This is a genomic window from Gilliamella sp. wkB308, assembly GCF_001690185.1.
Taxonomy (GTDB): domain Bacteria; phylum Pseudomonadota; class Gammaproteobacteria; order Enterobacterales; family Orbaceae; genus Gilliamella; species Gilliamella apicola_I.
Window position 1 is genome coordinate 1 of sequence record NZ_LZGN01000020.1, and the last position, 17,069, is coordinate 17,069.

The 17,069-nt window shown below is 34.8% G+C and carries 13 protein-coding genes; 7 read left to right on the forward strand and 6 right to left on the reverse strand.

Going from position 1 to position 17,069, the window contains the following annotated elements; genetic code table 11:
- The 3 genes from A9G10_RS02675 to A9G10_RS02685 all read right to left on the reverse strand — a co-directional run.
- A partial coding sequence (locus A9G10_RS02675; protein ID WP_218837319.1) for a toxin VasX occupies positions 1-548 on the reverse strand: 548 nt, incomplete at its 3' end.
- A 48-nt stretch (positions 549-596) separates the two neighbouring features.
- On the reverse strand, positions 597-1,550 hold the full coding sequence (locus A9G10_RS02680) for a hypothetical protein (protein ID WP_065558142.1): 954 nt from the start codon (positions 1,548-1,550) through the stop codon (positions 597-599).
- Positions 1,551-2,034: 484 nt separating this feature from the next.
- Positions 2,035-2,670, reverse strand: coding sequence for a hypothetical protein (locus A9G10_RS02685; protein WP_065558143.1), 636 nt, complete (start codon positions 2,668-2,670; stop codon positions 2,035-2,037).
- A 272-nt stretch (positions 2,671-2,942) separates the two neighbouring features.
- Between A9G10_RS02685 and A9G10_RS02690 the strand changes: the two genes are divergently transcribed.
- On the forward strand, positions 2,943-3,437 hold the full coding sequence (locus A9G10_RS02690; protein WP_065558144.1) for a GNAT family N-acetyltransferase: 495 nt from the start codon (positions 2,943-2,945) through the stop codon (positions 3,435-3,437).
- Between the two features lie 54 nt (positions 3,438-3,491).
- A complete protein-coding gene (locus tag A9G10_RS02695; protein ID WP_065558145.1) occupies positions 3,492-4,223 on the forward strand; it encodes a rhomboid family intramembrane serine protease in 732 nt (243 codons plus the stop codon).
- A gap of 51 nt (positions 4,224-4,274) precedes the next feature.
- Here the strand turns inward: A9G10_RS02695 and lolE are convergent, their stop codons facing one another.
- The 3 genes from lolE to lolC are packed head-to-tail and all read right to left on the reverse strand — an operon-like array spanning position 4,275 to position 7,425.
- On the reverse strand, positions 4,275-5,513 hold the full coding sequence (gene lolE, locus A9G10_RS02700) for a lipoprotein-releasing ABC transporter permease subunit LolE (protein ID WP_065558146.1): 1,239 nt from the start codon (positions 5,511-5,513) through the stop codon (positions 4,275-4,277).
- 24 nt (positions 5,514-5,537) lie between these two features.
- A complete protein-coding gene (lolD, locus tag A9G10_RS02705) occupies positions 5,538-6,230 on the reverse strand; it encodes a lipoprotein-releasing ABC transporter ATP-binding protein LolD (protein ID WP_065558147.1) in 693 nt (230 codons plus the stop codon).
- A complete protein-coding gene (gene lolC / locus A9G10_RS02710) occupies positions 6,223-7,425 on the reverse strand; it encodes a lipoprotein-releasing ABC transporter permease subunit LolC (RefSeq protein ID WP_065558177.1) in 1,203 nt (400 codons plus the stop codon). The genes lolD and lolC overlap by 8 nt, the downstream gene beginning before the upstream one ends.
- Before the next feature lie 160 nt (positions 7,426-7,585).
- Between lolC and mfd the strand changes: the two genes are divergently transcribed.
- The 5 genes from mfd to mmuM all read left to right on the forward strand — a co-directional run bounded on the left by mfd (position 7,586) and on the right by mmuM (position 17,053).
- Positions 7,586-11,044 carry a transcription-repair coupling factor gene (gene mfd, locus A9G10_RS02715; protein WP_065558148.1) on the forward strand — a complete coding sequence of 1,153 codons (3,459 nt, stop codon included), beginning with the start codon at positions 7,586-7,588 and terminating at the stop codon, positions 11,042-11,044.
- 472 nt (positions 11,045-11,516) lie between these two features.
- Complete coding sequence (locus tag A9G10_RS02720) at positions 11,517-13,022, forward strand: DUF945 family protein (RefSeq protein ID WP_065558149.1); 1,506 nt, start codon at positions 11,517-11,519, stop codon at positions 13,020-13,022.
- 101 nt (positions 13,023-13,123) lie between these two features.
- Positions 13,124-14,668 carry a DUF945 family protein gene (locus A9G10_RS02725; RefSeq protein ID WP_065558150.1) on the forward strand — a complete coding sequence of 515 codons (1,545 nt, stop codon included), beginning with the start codon at positions 13,124-13,126 and terminating at the stop codon, positions 14,666-14,668.
- Positions 14,669-14,721: 53 nt separating this feature from the next.
- Entirely contained in the window at positions 14,722-16,119 is a 1,398-nt protein-coding gene (mmuP, locus tag A9G10_RS02730; protein WP_065558151.1) for an S-methylmethionine permease, read from the forward strand.
- Positions 16,112-17,053 (forward strand): homocysteine S-methyltransferase, encoded by a 942-nt coding sequence (gene mmuM / locus A9G10_RS02735; protein ID WP_065558152.1) that lies wholly within the window; start codon positions 16,112-16,114, stop codon positions 17,051-17,053. Before mmuP ends, mmuM begins: the two co-directional genes overlap by 8 nt.
- The last annotated feature ends 16 nt before the right edge of the window (positions 17,054-17,069 follow it).

Below are 17,069 nucleotides of genomic sequence, written 5' to 3' on the forward strand. Positions count from 1 at the left end.
AGCTTCCAACGTACCGATGAGTAAGCGACCCATGCTTTGTCATATACACGGTTGTCTATAGTAATAAACATCCCTTTTACATTGTGATTATCTTCAATACAACTGAGGGGGATCTCTTTGGGTCTTGAGCCTTTTACATCACGAAACTCACGTAATCGCATCGCACCTGAATAGGTCACTTCATAGACCATGATTTCAAGCTTGCTGTCGTCTTGATTTCCGATTGGATTGCATAAAATATATACATACCCTTCACGTAATGATCGGTAGACATACTTATATTCTTTCCATTCTTCTTCCGGCTCTCTGTCCCCTAGCGAAATCATGCCTTGCGACCAATTAATGTCTTTTCTAAACTTGATGGGAACAATCGATTTTCGCACTAAAAAAATCGGAAAACCCTTCCGTTGACAAACACCACATTGACCATTACTTAACACCAACGCTTTTTTATTCGCTTCGTTAACTAATTCGGGATTAAAACTTTCTTCCTGAGGATTTTCTAATCCTTCTATTTTATTTTTTTCTTGATTTTCTTGGTGATTCATTGAGTACTTCTTCCATCCATTTATAACAATTTTGTCAAAATATTTACGCTATTTCGAGTTATTTTTTAAGCTGCTTAAAGCTTGCTTTTCTTGACTTAATAATAGTCCTAATTCGCCTTGCATTTCTTCATTGTCGATGACGTCATTAATGATAGCTGTCAATTTTTCGTTTTGCGTTAATTGACCATAGATTATGCAAAATAAGACATACACTCTTCTATCATTGGGATTTTTCAATTTCGTCCCTTTATGATCGTAAAAATAGTTGATAATTTGTGATAGTAATTTTTGCGGTTGCGGTCTATCGTATTCTTCATACAAATCAGTTAATGTTACCGCTATTTGATACAACTCAAATTGATTAAGTTGATTATAGTGTAATAATTGATTTGTAAAGCGTAGCGTAAAATCCCAATCATTTTGAAAAGCTTTTGAATGAAAGGTATATACATCACAATCGGTATCAATAAAGCTATAACTGGTTTCTGCTGGCAATAACAGACCAAGATGAGAATCTGGTTCAATATAACTATGACGAATTAGATCTAATGTAAAGGGTTCATAGAATGTTAAAAAGGGTTTATTTAATGCTTTTCCCGCACGGCTATAAGATTCTAGCAATGCATCGGCCAGTTGTTCAGGTGGTAAAGCGCTGGTTATAAATCCACAAACATATTGTTTTTTTGTTAAATATTCATTTTTTATTTGTATGACTGCCGCTGATAATAACTCTTCATTTAAAGATTCATTGGGTTTAGCTATACAGACAATTAATGGACACACGGACAAATCATGCAAAAGGGTTGGCCGTTTGATTATAGCAAGACGATCTGCTGGCATCGTTTCTAATAAAGTTTCATCGAATATTGATGAGAGTTCACTCACTACACCTAATCTGTCAAATAACAGATATCGGTATCGGTGTTGATAATGCTCACTGCTAAGTTCACTAATTAATCGGGTATTTGCAGTAAGTAATTTATCGAGCATTGAATTATTCATTACTACTACCCTTAACAAACTGTAAATTTAAACTTAAAGACTAGCAGGCAAAAACAATTATATAGGGTATTATTTGCGATAATTAGTGGCATCCTATTTATGCTCCTTCCATTTTTTACATAGTATAAATATCCTAAGCTTTGTACTTTAATTATTAATGTTATGTAAATATATTGAAAATTAACAATAAGAATATCTATTTTTTAAGCAAAAAGCAAAAAAAATTTACACTGTTTTGGTGTTTTTATGATTCAGGATTGATGATTCAGATCACAAATATGGATTTGAGAAAAAATAGAAAAATTCTTTAAAGGGTAATAGGTTATTGGCAATGTCTACGATTTCAGATCGTATTATTTATCATGGCGATATCTAAAAAATTATAGCGAAAAAATCAACATTAATGTTTTATAATTGGCAGGCGTTAGACAACATTATTTTAAAACTGTCGTTTTGTTTAAATATGTTTACTTGCTTAAACTCATCATTTAAATTCAACTAAATCATCATGTTGATGATTGACCTTTGCCAAAATTGACTGGATTTTTTTGTCATCATCAATAATTAAATAAAATGGGCGTAATTTTGGATAGTGATTTTTTAGTAAGTCACCTTTTGGGGTACCTTTAGGATAAAATTGAAAAGTAATAACGTTAGAACTGGCTATGATGTTTTTAAAGTCATTCCAATAAAATATCCCTTCTATATCATAAGATTTGACTAAAATTCCTTCTTCAAAAAAGGCAAAATAACTGGTGACAGGCCATTTTAAGCTATTGTAAAGTTTTTTTAGTCGCCTGATTTCAAATGAAACTGCAATATAATGTTGAAGGATCCAAAATACTATAATAATAGCACCTAGCAACATGACTAATAGAAGATTAAAAAATAGTTTATCTGTCGGATTATAATTTAGGTATAGCACAGTAAGCAGTACCCAAGACGCAATTAATGCGATAAAGGTTAGTATTCTTTTTTTAGGAAAGTGAAATCGAAGAACTATATTGTGGATATTGGAAAGAATAATTTTTTTAGACTCTAATTTGACATCGTAATCACACAAAAATTCTGCCTCTTCAGGATCAAAGGCGATATAAGGTTGGTTAACGGCTCCATTCATTCTGCTATTCCTATTCATTTTAGTGATAATCACTTTGCCATTATAAAAGAGCCTAACACACATTGCAAAATAATTATTTGTTTATCATAGAGTTAATTTATAACCTTGGTGATAATGATTGTCCTTTAAGCATGATTGCAACTACGTTTATTGACTATTTTTCGCCCTGTATTTATTGATAATGGTTAACTCGGTTTCGGTAATTAATTGGTTGTCTGATTTAAATAATCTCATTACAATACCTTCCCTTATCCATTGACAGACTCTATTTTATGATCACGTATCGTCATGCCACACTCAATGATTTGCCTTTTATTGTTGAGGTTTATAATTCGACCATTGCCAGCCGTATGGTCACAGCTGATACATCACCTGTTTCAATCGACAGTAAGCGTGATTGGTTTGAACAACACAATGAGGATAACCGCCCTCTTTGGTTAATTCAGTATCAAAATCAACCTTGTGGTTGGATTAGTTTATCTTCGTTTTATGGGCGACCTGCTTATTCTAAAACGGTCGAAGTGAGTTTATATCTTCATGAACAGTTTCGAGGTAAAAAAATTGGGCAATATATGCTTGCTCAAATTGAAGAATATGCCCGTAAAGTCGGTATCGATAGCATATTAAGTTATGTATTTGGTCATAATATTCCCAGTATGAGTCTTTTTAGTAAAATGCAGTATCAGCAATGGGGATTATGTCCAAAGATTGCCGAACTGGACGGTGTAAAGCGTGATTTAATTATTTTTGGAAAATCACTTATTTAAACGTTGTCAATATCAAATAACTTATGCACTTTATTTATAAGGATACAAGTTTACATGACTATTTTACAAAATTTAATTTATTTAGGACGCCAAGCCAAAATAACCAGTTCACTGATTGTGATTAATATTGCTTGGTTTGTAATATCCCGTCTTTGTGATAGCCGTAGTTTTGTTGATTCTTTAAAAAACTTGTTTTTGGTCGATTGGGGCGCCGATGTATCGCAATTGACTTTTTCGGGACAATATTGGCGCATGTTCACTAGCTTATTTATGCATGTCAGCCTGTCACACTTGTTAATGAATATGATCGCTTTATGGAGTGTCGGTATCATTTTAGAAAAGCGCCTTCCAAAATTTGTCTTTATTGGTATTTATTTTCTTTCTGGATTAATCAGTAATTTAGTCAGTGATATTGCCAATCTTGATCGCACGGTGATAAGTTGTGGGGCGTCCGGTGCAATTTTAGGGGTTATTACTGCGTTATTAGCTTATAGTTTGGTTAATCGGGCCAATCTTAAAGAAATGCCCATCAATGCTATCATCATTAGCTTGTTGCTTACCGCCGGTTTAGGCTTGCTTCCTGGTATTAATAATATGGCGCATTTAGGGGGGGCTGTTGCCGGTTTTGGTTTGGGTTTGGTCGTGTCGTTATTGATAAAATGGTTTGGGTATTCAAGTAAATTTACAGTACTGTTTATTTGTTTATTATTTATCGTGACTATCTGGTGTATTTATATGGGGTATGTGCATTATGAATTACCGGATAATTTAAAATATCATTATTAATCACATTATGTTGCGCTGATAACTAGTGCTATCAGCGCCTGATTTATCATTTTAAAAACTATTTAATATTTTTGCCGGATCAATTTTACATGCCCGTTTAGCCGGATAATAACTGGCGATTAAACTTAATAGCATGGCAGTAATAAACACAATTAGCACATCAGTTGCATGAATTTTTGAAGGTAAAAAGTCAATAAAATAGACATTTCCATTTAATACTTTATGCCCGATCAGCGATTCAATTACTTTCATGATATTTGACAGTTGCCAAGCAGATAGAACCCCTAAAACAACGCCGAGTAAACTGCCTATTAAGCCCGAAACGACCCCATACCAAATAAAGATGTGTTTAATTTGGCGATTATTTGCGCCCAGTGTTTTAAGAATTGCAATATCTCGTTGTTTATCTTTTACAGCGATCACTAATGTCGAAACAATATTGAAACATGCAACACCAATCACCACAATCATTGCTAAATACATGATTTGTCGTATCATTTGAATGTCTCGGTACATGAACCCGTACGAGTTTTCCCAACTGGTGTATGTGACGTTTTCGTCAAGATTTAATATCGCCCTGCCTAATAGGCTTTTAGCCAAATAAACTTGGTTAACGTTGACCATTATTCCTGTGACACTGTCACCAATATTTAAAAGTTTTTGTGCGTCAGCTAAAGGGATTAACGCAACATTGTTACTTAAGCTACCACTTAAATCTAAAATTCCCACCACTTGTAAACGCACACGTTTAGGTGGTTTGAGTTGGTTATTATCACTTGATACGGGAATTAACAATGTTATCCATGCGCCCTGTTTTACCGATAGTTTTTTTGCCAGTCCCGATCCGATAATAATTTGCTGACTATCGTTTTTAAAATATTGCCAACGATCATCTAACACATATTTTGGTAATGCACTTATGGCTTTTTCGCGCTGTGGGTCAACACCTTGTACCTCAACGGCGCCAAGCTTGCTTCCATTTTCGATAAGCCCTGTAAAGCTGATAAATGGTGCTGCTGAAACAATATTTTTATCTTCTTCTAGCTCTTGTTGAATATGCTGCCAGTCATCTAAATTGCCATATTGAGAATATATCTGTCCATGTGGTACAACCGATAACACTCGGTTTTTTAATTCATATTCAAAGCCATTCATGGCACTTAAGCCAATAATGAGTGCGGCAATCCCAATTGCAATGCTTAAAGTTGAGATAATCGAAATCAGTGATACCATGCCACTTTTACGGCGACCTTGACGAAATTTAATTGCCGTCATTAAGGATAGATTCATTTTGTTTTCCACTAAATCGTTTTTTTAAAGTCCGCTTTCAGAAAGCTGCCCGTCACTCATAACCAATTGTTTATCCAATTTTTTAGCCAATTCTAGATCATGAGTGACAACCAAAAAAGCCGTTCCTTGTTCTTTATTGAGTTTGATAAGCAAATCAAATATGGCATCCGCTGTTGTTTTATCCAAGTTTCCGGTCGGTTCATCCGCCATGACTAAAGACGGGTTATTAATTAATGCGCGTCCTATTGCCACACGTTGACGTTCACCGCCCGATAGTTCGGACGGACGATGTTCGGCTCGGTTTGTTAAATTAACCGATGCTAACATGTCTTTCGCCCGTTTTTTGGCTTCGTTAGGCGATACGCCACCAATTAATAGTGGCATAGCGATATTTTCAAGTGCCGTAAAATCGGGTAAAAGGTGATGAAACTGGTAAACAAAACCGATATCTTGATTGCGTAATTTTGCTTTTGCTTGTTCTGATAATTGATTAAGCTGTTGTGACTTGAATATGATTTCACCTGATGTCGGTTTGTCCAATCCACCCAGTAGATGTAATAGCGTACTTTTACCGGATCCTGAACTTCCGATAATAGCGAGTAGTGATTGAGGATGAAGATCAAATGAAACATTTTTTAAGACTTCAGTCACCATTTTACCTTCTTTATAGGTTTTATAGAGATTGTTAGCAGTCAGTAATGGCTGTGTATTATTCATAACGTAGCGCCTCGGCAGGTTGAATGGTTGCAGCACGGTAAGCAGGATATAATGTTGATATTAGCGATAACATGAGTAATCCGATAATAATAAAAGCAATTTGTGAAGGTTCGATTAATGTCGGTAATTCTATACCTGCAAGCGATAAATCTAAGGTTTCCATAATGTTATTTAGGTTACAAGCAAGTACAAGTCCTAATGTGCTTCCTAGTAATGTACCTATTACGCCTGAACTTGCACCTTGTATGATGAAAATTAGCATTATTTTAAAACGTGATAATCCTTGAGTTTTTAAAATAGCAACCTCACCTTGTTTTTCCATCACCAATAAACTTAAAGACGTAATAATATTAAATGCTGCAACAATCACGATAAGGCTAATCAGTAAGCCCATGACGTTTTTTTCCATTTTTATTGCTTGAAATAATTCGCCTCGTTTTGCTCGCCAATCTTTAAATTCAAGTCCCTCCGGTAGCGGAGTATTTGTAATTTCAGCAATCTGTAAAGGGTGTTTTAAAAATAATCGCCAACCAGTAATGGTATTAGCCGGTAAACGGAGTAATTTTTGGGCATCGGTTTGGTTAACGTAGATCAAAGTTTGGTTAATGTCATGGTTAACCGAAAATAGTCCTACAACAGTAAATAAACGTTGTGATGGTATACGCCCCACTGGTGTGACCTGACTGGCATCGGTAACCATTAAACGTATTGTATTACCGATTGTCACGCCCAGTTGATTGGCTAGTGTTTGTCCTAAGATCACATTATATTGCCCAGCCTGTAGATCGGATATCGATCCGGTATAAATATAATCTTGAATAGGATCGTTATCTTCTGGATTGATGCCCATCAAGGTACTTACATTGATACTTTGTTCACTTTGCAATACCACGTCACTAGTGACTAACGGCGTAATGCGATTTACACCATTGATCTGTCCAAATTGTTCATATGCCGTGTTATCTATGACGATTTTGCCTTGTGGTGTGGTGATTTGTGCTTGCGGTAAGAACTTTAACACACTATTTTGCATTTGATCTTCTAGTCCATTCATGACCGATAAGACCAAAATTAATCCCAATGATCCAAGCATGATCCCTATCATCGATAACCATGAAACAAAGCGACCAAAGCCATCAGTCTTTTGACCGTATACATAACGTAACCCAATATAAAGCACTAATGGACGAAATATTTTTGACATAAATGTTTATCATTTCCGAAACTTTTTGACAAAGTTTTGCAAGTTAAATAGTAGATGTTTATCATACAGGATTAAACAGTTATAGAAAACATCCAAGTAATTACGTTATAATGTATTAATACTTTTTGCACTATTATCAATTAAATTTATCATGTCTAAAAAACTCAATATTTCAGCACTCATTCCACAAAAACCCGGTGAAGTAAAACAGTTTGGACAATTGGTGGGATCATCATTATCAAAACTGTGTGCCGATGCAATTGCTGCGCATAACGGTTTAGTGGTGATTGTCACCGATGATATGCAACAAACGACCCGCATTTATGAAGAGCTGAAGCAATTTAGCCATTTTCCGGCTATTTCGTTTCCTGATTGGGAAACCTTGCCTTATGATAGTTTTTCACCTCATCAAGATATTGTATCTGAACGCTTATCTTGCCTTTATCATCTTGCACATTTAACTAAAGGCGCATTAATTTTACCGATTAATACGTTAATGCAAAAAGTTTGCCCAAAAAGTTATTTAGGTGGGCATGTGTTCATTATGAAGAAAGGCTTACAGATTAGTCGTGAACATTTGCGAATGCAGTTAGAGAATGCCGGTTATCGCGCTGTCAGCCAAGTCATGGAACATGGCGAGTATGCCACGCGTGGCGCACTTTTTGATATTTATCCTATGGGTAGCGATAGACCTTATCGTATTGATTTTTTTGATGATGAAATTGATAGTATCCGAACGTTTGATGCTGAAACACAACGAACGCTTGAAGAAATTGTTGAAATTGAGTTATTACCGGCTCATGAGTTTCCTTTTGATAAAGCGGCTATTGAATTATTTCGTAGCCAATGGCGTGCAAAATTTGAAGTCAGATTAGAGCCTGAAAGTATTTATCAGCAAGTCAGTAAAAATATTTTACCAACAGGGATTGAATACTGGCAAGCCTTGTTTTTTAGTGAACCGTTAACAACACTTTTTTCTTATTTTTTAGATAATACGCTAATTATCAATACGGTCAATATCGAGCAGTTTGCCAATAAATATTGGCAAGATATTAATCAACGTTATGAAAGTCGTAAAGTTGATCCTATGCGTCCTTTACTTGAACCCGCAGTTATTTGGTCAAAAACGGATGAAATCTTTGCTAATTTTAAACATTATCCAAGGATGATTGTATCGAATAACACGGTGGATGAGTCATCTAAAAATATTAATTTGCCCTTTATGAGTTTGCCTGATATTGGTTTTCAGATTCAATTGAAAGACCCTTATCATCACTTTAATCAATTCATTGAAAACTTTAAAGGCAAGATTATTTTTTCGGTTGAATCAGAAGGCCGTAAAGAAGCATTGCAAGAGATTTTAGGTCGAATTCGTATCTATCCAACCAGCATTAATCAGCTTGATCAGCAAGCAACGGTTGATAACCGCTTTTGTGTCATGGTCGGTGCGGGTGAACAAGGTTTTATTGATGAACAACAGCATTTTGCATTTATTACCGAAAATGAACTATTAGGACGGCGTGTTATTCGTCGTAAAAATGAGAACAGACAAGCCATTAATACCGATAGTTTAGTTCGCAGTTTAGCCGAATTAACCCCTGGTAAACCTGTCGTGCATTTAGAGCACGGTGTAGGACGTTACGCTGGGTTAACGACGTTAGAAACTGGCGGTATTACGGCTGAATATCTTATTTTGCTTTATGCAAATGATACCAAACTTTATGTACCGGTTTCATCGCTTAACTTGATCAGCCGTTATTCTGGCGGTGATGAAGAGAATGCGCCTTTAAATAAATTAGGAACAGATGCTTGGAGCAAAGCCAGACAAAAAGCAGCAGAAAAAGTCCGTGATGTTGCTGCCGAATTGTTAGATATTTATGCGGAGCGTGAAAGTAAACCAGGATTTGAATTTAAGCAAGATCGTGAACAATACGAATTATTTTGCCAAGCCTTTCCTTATCAAGAAACGGAAGATCAACAAAATGCCATTGGCGCCGTTATCGGGGATATGTGTTCTCCTTATGCTATGGATAGATTAGTTTGTGGGGATGTCGGCTTTGGCAAAACCGAAGTTGCAATTCGCGCTGCTTTTTTAGCTGTCGTCAATAAAAAGCAAGCCGCAGTTTTGGTACCTACCACCTTACTTGCCCAACAACATTATGAAAGTTTTTGTAATCGTTTTGCTAATTGGCCAATACGTATTGAAAGTTTGTCTCGTTTTAAAACCGCAAAACAGCAACGAGCCGTCATTGATGCACTTGCAGAAGGTAAAGTCGATATTGTCATTGGCACGCATAAATTATTGCAGGAAGATGTAAAATGGAAGGATCTTGGTCTATTGATCGTTGATGAAGAGCATCGCTTTGGTGTTCGTCAAAAAGAACGTATCAAAGCTATGCGAGCCAATATCGATATTTTGACCCTAACTGCTACCCCTATTCCTCGAACATTGAATATGGCGATGAGTGGTATGCGTGATCTTTCTATCATTGCCACGCCACCTGCTCGCCGATTAGCTGTGAAAACGTTTGTCAGAGAATACGATGATTTAGTGATTCGAGAAGCTATCCTGCGTGAAATTTTGCGTGGTGGTCAAATTTATTATTTACATAATGATGTCTCGGATATCAATAACGTGAGTGAAAAGCTAGCCGAATTAGTGCCAGAAGCACGTATTGGCGTTGGTCATGGTCAGATGCATGAACGGGATTTAGAGCGAGTGATGAATGATTTTCATCATCAACGTTTTAATATTTTGGTTTGTACCACCATCGTTGAAACCGGTATCGATATTCCTAACGCGAATACGATTATTATTGAGCGTGCCGATAAATTTGGTTTAGCGCAATTGCATCAGTTGCGTGGTCGGGTTGGTCGGTCGTATCATCAAGCATATGCTTATTTATTAACACCACATCCAAAATTATTGAGTAAAGATGCAAAAAAACGTCTTGATGCTATCGCAACCCTAGAAGATTTGGGTGCAGGTTTTGCTTTAGCAACGCATGATCTGGAAATTCGAGGTGCAGGCGAGTTGTTAGGAAGCGATCAAAGTGGTCAAATCGAAACTATTGGGTTTAATTTATATATTGAACTACTTGAAGATGCCGTAAAATCTTTAAAAGAAGGAAAAGAACCTACGCTTGAATCACTGTTGACCAGTCAACAAACCGAAATTGAGTTACGTTTACCTACATTGATTCCAGACGATTTTATTCCGGATGTTAATACTCGTTTATCTTTGTATAAACGTATTGCGAGTATCAATAATTTAGATGAATTGACCGATATACAAGTTGAAATGCGTGATCGTTTTGGGCAATTACCTGATGCAGTTCTATTTTTGTTAGAAACAACTAAAATTCGTTTTCATGCTAATCAATTAGGCATTACTAAAATTGAATTTGGTGAAAAAGGTGGGTTTATCGAATTTGGTAGTAATAATAAAATTTCAGTTGATTATTTAATTGAAATCATTCAAAAAGAACCTAAAAATTATCGTTTAGAAGGCAATAATAGATTAAGATTACAAAAAACTGATTTACAACGTTTAGAGCGTATTGAATATATCAAAAACTTGTTAACTGAATTTTCTACACATCAAACATAACACACAACATTTTGAAAATTGTTTAATAAATAGCTCATTGCTCTGTATGGATGTCACCCACATAGCAATGAGCAAAGCTAAATTAATATTGCCTGTCAATTTGGAGTTAATATAAAACGTTATTTGTTAGATGAATAACTATCATGTTTTGATTCCTATCTACCAAACATTTTTCTTTATCCTCCTTAATGAGTAAGGTCATACTCATTTTGACCATTAGTTAAGCTTTTTTATCTATATCGCTAAGTATGCGATGAAATTAGAATCAATATTTTCTCTAATTAATTGTGATTTTATAAACTCACTTAAAAACTCGCTTATCGTTCTGAAATCCATTAGAATTGAAAGGTCTGAATCGCATAAAACTATTTATTCATAATAAAATAGTTTATTGATAATAATTTAGTTTTATTCGTTTCTGAATTATGAGTGCATAATTTATGTAAAAACAATGTGTTAAAAGAGAAAACCAATGAAAAAAAGTAAATTAGTTATCGGCTCTGTAGCGCTATTAGCAATCGGATATGTAGGTAGTTCATGGTATGTCGGCAATAAAATTGAGAAAGAATTGGATAGTCAATTAATAAACATTAATGAAACGATTAATGGCTACCAAAATCAATATGATATATCAATCAAAACAAGCAATTATCAAAAAAATATTTTTACATCCAAATTTCACCTTACTATAACCGAAAAACCCCGCATTGAATATGATGTCAATGAACCAAAAACCGTTTTTGATGACGATATAACTATCCATCATGGTCCATTCCCTATGGCCGCATTAATTAAAGGTAATTTTGTCCCCCAATTGGCATGGATTGAATATGAAATGACTGAAAAAGACAATCCAACTCTTTGGAAACTTGCAGGAGATAAACCTTTTATTACCGCCACTATGGGGATTAAATTTAGTGATTATGTCGTCACAAAAATTACCACAAAAGCCTTGAATACTATTGACATGCCTCAGTTTAAAGAAGGAATAGATATTTCAGAAGGCAACATCACCATCACCAGTGATTTAAATGAATTGACCTCATCGATGTCTATAAAGCTTGATAAATTAAGATATAAAATTGATCAGGTTAGTTCAATCTCATTGAGCAATCTTAAGGTTAACTTAGAAAATAAAGGAGATGATATCGTTGATCTAAACTCAAACGTTGATACTTTAACGATAAACTCTCGATCAAGTCTTCCAGTCCAAATAGATATTGATAATATAAGTAGTTCAGCTCAGTACACAATAACATTTGATCCGATCAATGGAGCTAATATACCTAATTATCAATCCAAGATGAACATAGAAAAATTGAAAACAACTGTCTTAAGTTTCAATCCACAAGCGCCATTTGTTTTTAATAATATATTCTTTAAGCAAGATGTTCGATCTAATCCAAATAATAGCACAGAGGGCAGTTATGAGGCTAATATTGAATCGTTCAATTTTGGCAAACAAAATTTAGGTCATGGTGAATTTAAGTTTAATTTTGAAGGAGTTAACACACAGAATCCGTTTGAAAGTTTATTCATTGAACAAAATGCATCTGACTTTTCAAAAATTCAATGGGATGGTTTGTTAAATTGGCATAATGCTGCAGGCGATATTATTGCCAACACATCAGCTATAGTCGATAACAACTTATCAACAGATGATAATAATAATGATATTACCCCCGATCGCATGTTAAGTTATAATATTCAGATTCCATTCAAAGTATTAGCACGTATGTGGGCACAAACGGAAAATTACAATGAAACGGATGTGACTGATGATATGATTGCTGGAAAATTATATATGATTAATTTGATCGCGAAATCTAAGATTAAAGATCATCCTCTTATTTCTATTGATGAAGATAAGCAAGGTATCTATATGGATTTGAAAATAAAACAGAGTGATTCTGACGTGATAATCAATGGACAAAAAATGAATAGAAATGATTTTAATCGTCTAATTCTTTCTCTTTAAGACTCTTTTTAGTTACGCCTAATTAGCTTGATAGGCTAGCTAGGCGTTGCTTTAGGTTTATCAAAATCAAATTAATAATTATAAAAAATAACGGGAAAACAATGAAAAAAATTAAGTTTACAATAGGAATAGTTGCATTCTTAAGCATAGGATATTTAGGTTCAACTTGGTACATTGGCAATAAAATTGAAAATGAAATTGATAATACCCTGTCATTAATCAGTGAAAACATTAATGGCAGCAAGGATATGAGTAAGATCAACATAACCAAAAGCCATTATGATAAAGGTCTATTTTCAACGAAATTACACCTGACTATCACCGAATCTGTAGATAATCAAACAGATCTTGATAATAATAAAAATATCCTCTTTAGTGATGATATTACGATTTATCACGGCCCTTTTCCTTTCGTCAATATCGCAAAAGGTGATTTTACACCTCAAGTCGCAACGATAGATTATCAAATGACTGAAAAAGCATTTCCAGATCTTTGGAAATGGTCGAATAACCAATCATTCATCATAGGTCATGCCAGTTTAAGTTTTCAAAAAGAGTTCAATATTTATTTGAAAAATAACCCTATTAATATAAATCTGGTCAATCATGTGTTTGGCGAAAACAATTTCTACCTATCTGAAGGTGAGTGCTTTTTCAACGTTTCTAAAGATTTTTCAACTGTCAGCGTAAATTCACACTGGGACAAATTAGAATTAACATCGGAATTCAGAAACCTATCCTTGAAACTTGATCAAGTTTCTATCAAAACTGAGCCCGAAAGCAGTCATAACTCTTTAAATTATGTATTGGAGTTGAAAAATCTCTATTATTCAGAAGAAAATTATGATCTTATTGACAGAAATTATCAATATGGTATGACATATAAAAAAGAGCTAAATTTTCAGGATGTGAAAGCTGTCAGAAATGGTGATTTTAAAAAAGGAATATTACATAACAATTTAACCATTAATAAAGTTATATCCCAGAATTTTTTCAATGACAACGCAACCGCCATATTAAACCAAATATTAATTAATCAATCAGTAAATCAAACTGATGAGAATTATTATGATTCAATAGACATTAAGATAGGTTCATTAACGTATGGAAACCAAAACCTTGGTTCAATCTCATCGAATAATGAATTTATAAATATGGATGGAATCAGTATGCTGTCGTTTGTATTAGGCGAATTTGGATATGGATTCGAATCGAGCGATCCTCATTATGTTAATCCTGATAAACTTAATAGGAGCATGTCCTATAAATTCAATTGGCATACTAATGTCGGCGATATTAATGCTGATTTATTAATTGATTATGATAGTAATGAGAGTTTTCGTGGATTATCTAGTGACGATAATATTCATCTTTTCAAACTTAAACTTGATATGCCATTTGACGTTATAAATTATATTGCAGCTCAATTTGAAAATTATCAACAAAACATTGTTACACAAGAACAAATTGATAAAATAGTATTAGGAAATGATATAAAATCGTGGTTAGATGAATCAATTCTTTTCACTTTTGAAAAAAATGGAATGGAAGGTATATATTCAGATGCCAACTATTCAAGTGATACACATCAAGCAGAAGTGAATGGTAAATTTTATAGTAAAGACGATTTTTTCACTCATTTTTGATGTGAATTGAGACAATAAATAATTTTTTAATACGCTAGCGGACATACCTTGTTATGAACAATCATCTATCTAAATCACCTGAGAATCAATTTAAACGTACTATGCAAACTCGGCATTTAATTATGTTATCGTTAGGTGGCGTGATTGGCACAGGATTATTTTTTAATACCGGTTATATTATTGCAACCGCCGGAGCCGTGGGAGCGATTATTGCCTATTTAATTGGTGCTTTGGTCGTTTTTTTAGTTATGTTGTGCCTTGGCGAACTTGCGGTTGCTATGCCCGAAACCGGTGCATTTCATACCTATGCTTCCCGTTTCATTAGCCCCGCTACAGGCTATACCGTTGCTTGGTTATATTGGTTGACCTGGACAGTTGCATTGGGTTCAAGTCTAACCGCTGCTGGTATGTGTATGCAGTATTGGTTTCCGAGTATTTCTGTTTGGGTTTGGTGTTTAATTTTTTGTGCAGTTATATTTGTTTTGAATATTGTGACTGCACAATTTTTTGCAGAAAGTGAATTTTGGTTTTCAATAATTAAAGTCATCACGATTATTATTTTTATTATTGCAGGCACCGCAGCTATTTTTGGTTTTATCCCCATGAAAAACGATATGCCAGCCCCATTTCTACACAATATTACCGATAATGGTTGGTTTCCACATGGATTGACACCTATCATCATGACAATGGTATCGGTTAATTTTGCCTTTTCTGGTACTGAACTAATTGGTATTGCTGCGGGTGAAACTAAGCACCCTGAAAAAAGTATTCCTTTAGCCATAAAAACAACTATTTTAAGGTTAATCATCTTTTTTGTTGGCACTATTTTTGTACTGGCGGCATTATTGCCAATGGAACAAGCAGGCGTCATTAAGAGTCCTTTTGTGATGGTTTTTGAAAATATTGGTATCCCTTATGCTGCCGATATCTTTAATTTTGTAATTTTAACTGCCATTTTATCTGCAGCTAATTCAGGACTTTATGCATCGGGCCGAATGTTATGGTCGTTATCAAATCAAGGTACTTTGCCTAAATGCTTTTCAAGATTAACCACTAAAGGGATTCCAACCACTGCTATAACGGTGAGTATGTTAGGGGGATTACTGGCGTTGTTTTCTAGTGTGATTGCACCCGATACAGTCTTTGTTGCGTTAACGGCTATTTCAGGTTTTGCTGTGGTTGCTGTTTGGTTAAGTATTTGTGTATCGCATTACTTTTTTAGGCAAAAGCTTTCTCAAGAACAAATCATTAATTTAAAATATAAAGCGCCCTATTACCCTTTAGTCCCGATTCTAGGCACAATTTTGTGCGTGATTGCCTGTATTGGACTGGCTTTTGATCCAGAGCAACGAATAGCGCTATATTGTGGCATCCCTTTTGTCATTGTTTGTTTTATTGTTTACCATTTGACGCATAAGTATCAAACTCGAGTTACTCAAAATGATTAATAACAATCCGATTAAGAATTTATTAAACCAAAAAAACTTTATCATTGTTGACGGTGCACTTGCCAGCGAGTTACAACGTCGTGGATGCGATTTAAATGATAGTTTATGGTCAGCAAAAGTATTATTTGAGCAGCCTGAATTAATTCAGCAAGTTCATTATGACTATTTTAAAGCTGGCGCAGACTGTGCCATTACAGCAAGTTATCAAGCAACCCCCTTAGGATTCGCCAAAAAAGGGATTAATCTAAATGATTCTATTGCGTTAATACGAAAAAGTGTTGAACTTGCACAACAAGCTAAACAACAATATTTAAGCGAATTAGTCCAACCTAGACCTTTACTTATTGCTGGATCTGTCGGCCCTTATGGGGCCTATTTAGCTGACGGTTCCGAATATACGGGCAACTATCAACTTAGTGAAGAAGCCTTTATGGAATTTCATTATGTCCGCATAAAAGCACTTATCGATGCCAATGTGGATTTACTCGCTTGTGAAACCTTGCCTTCTTTTACTGAAATAAAAGCATTAACAAAGGTGATTGAACAATTTCCTAAAATAAGTTGCTGGTTTTCATTTACGTTAAAAGATGATCAGCATCTGAGTGATGGAACACCGTTATCTTTAGTTGTCGAATATTTAAATAATATTGAGCAAATTGCCAGTGTAGGCATCAATTGCATTGCATTAGAAAAAGTGACAAGGTCACTAAATGTGTTAAATAAACTCACATCAAAGCCGTTAATTGTTTACCCAAATTCTGGCGAAGTATATGATCCTTTAATCAAACAATGGCACCCTAACCCGCAACATAATTGTACCTTTGCTAATCAGTTAACAAACTGGATAGAATCTGGCGCTAAATTAATTGGCGGTTGTTGTCAAACCACGCCTAATGATATTGCTAATATTGCTAGATTCCTGCAAGATAAATAAAACTGTTTGTTAAGTA

Excerpts from the sequence above, each read along its gene's own strand:
- A9G10_RS02680 (WP_065558142.1), bottom strand. The coding sequence starts at position 1,550 with ATGAATAATTCAATGCTCGATAAATTACTTACTGCAAATACCCGATTA.
- A9G10_RS02685 (WP_065558143.1), bottom strand. The coding sequence starts at position 2,670 with ATGAATGGAGCCGTTAACCAACCTTATATCGCCTTTGATCCTGAAGAG.
- A9G10_RS02690 (WP_065558144.1), top strand. The coding sequence starts at position 2,943 with ATGATCACGTATCGTCATGCCACACTCAATGATTTGCCTTTTATTGTT.
- A9G10_RS02695 (WP_065558145.1), top strand. The coding sequence starts at position 3,492 with ATGACTATTTTACAAAATTTAATTTATTTAGGACGCCAAGCCAAAATA.
- lolE (WP_065558146.1), bottom strand. The coding sequence starts at position 5,513 with ATGAATCTATCCTTAATGACGGCAATTAAATTTCGTCAAGGTCGCCGT.
- lolD (WP_065558147.1), bottom strand. The coding sequence starts at position 6,230 with ATGAATAATACACAGCCATTACTGACTGCTAACAATCTCTATAAAACC.
- mfd (WP_065558148.1), top strand. The coding sequence starts at position 7,586 with ATGTCTAAAAAACTCAATATTTCAGCACTCATTCCACAAAAACCCGGT.
- A9G10_RS02720 (WP_065558149.1), top strand. The coding sequence starts at position 11,517 with ATGAAAAAAAGTAAATTAGTTATCGGCTCTGTAGCGCTATTAGCAATC.
- A9G10_RS02725 (WP_065558150.1), top strand. The coding sequence starts at position 13,124 with ATGAAAAAAATTAAGTTTACAATAGGAATAGTTGCATTCTTAAGCATA.
- mmuP (WP_065558151.1), top strand. The coding sequence starts at position 14,722 with ATGAACAATCATCTATCTAAATCACCTGAGAATCAATTTAAACGTACT.
- mmuM (WP_065558152.1), top strand. The coding sequence starts at position 16,112 with ATGATTAATAACAATCCGATTAAGAATTTATTAAACCAAAAAAACTTT.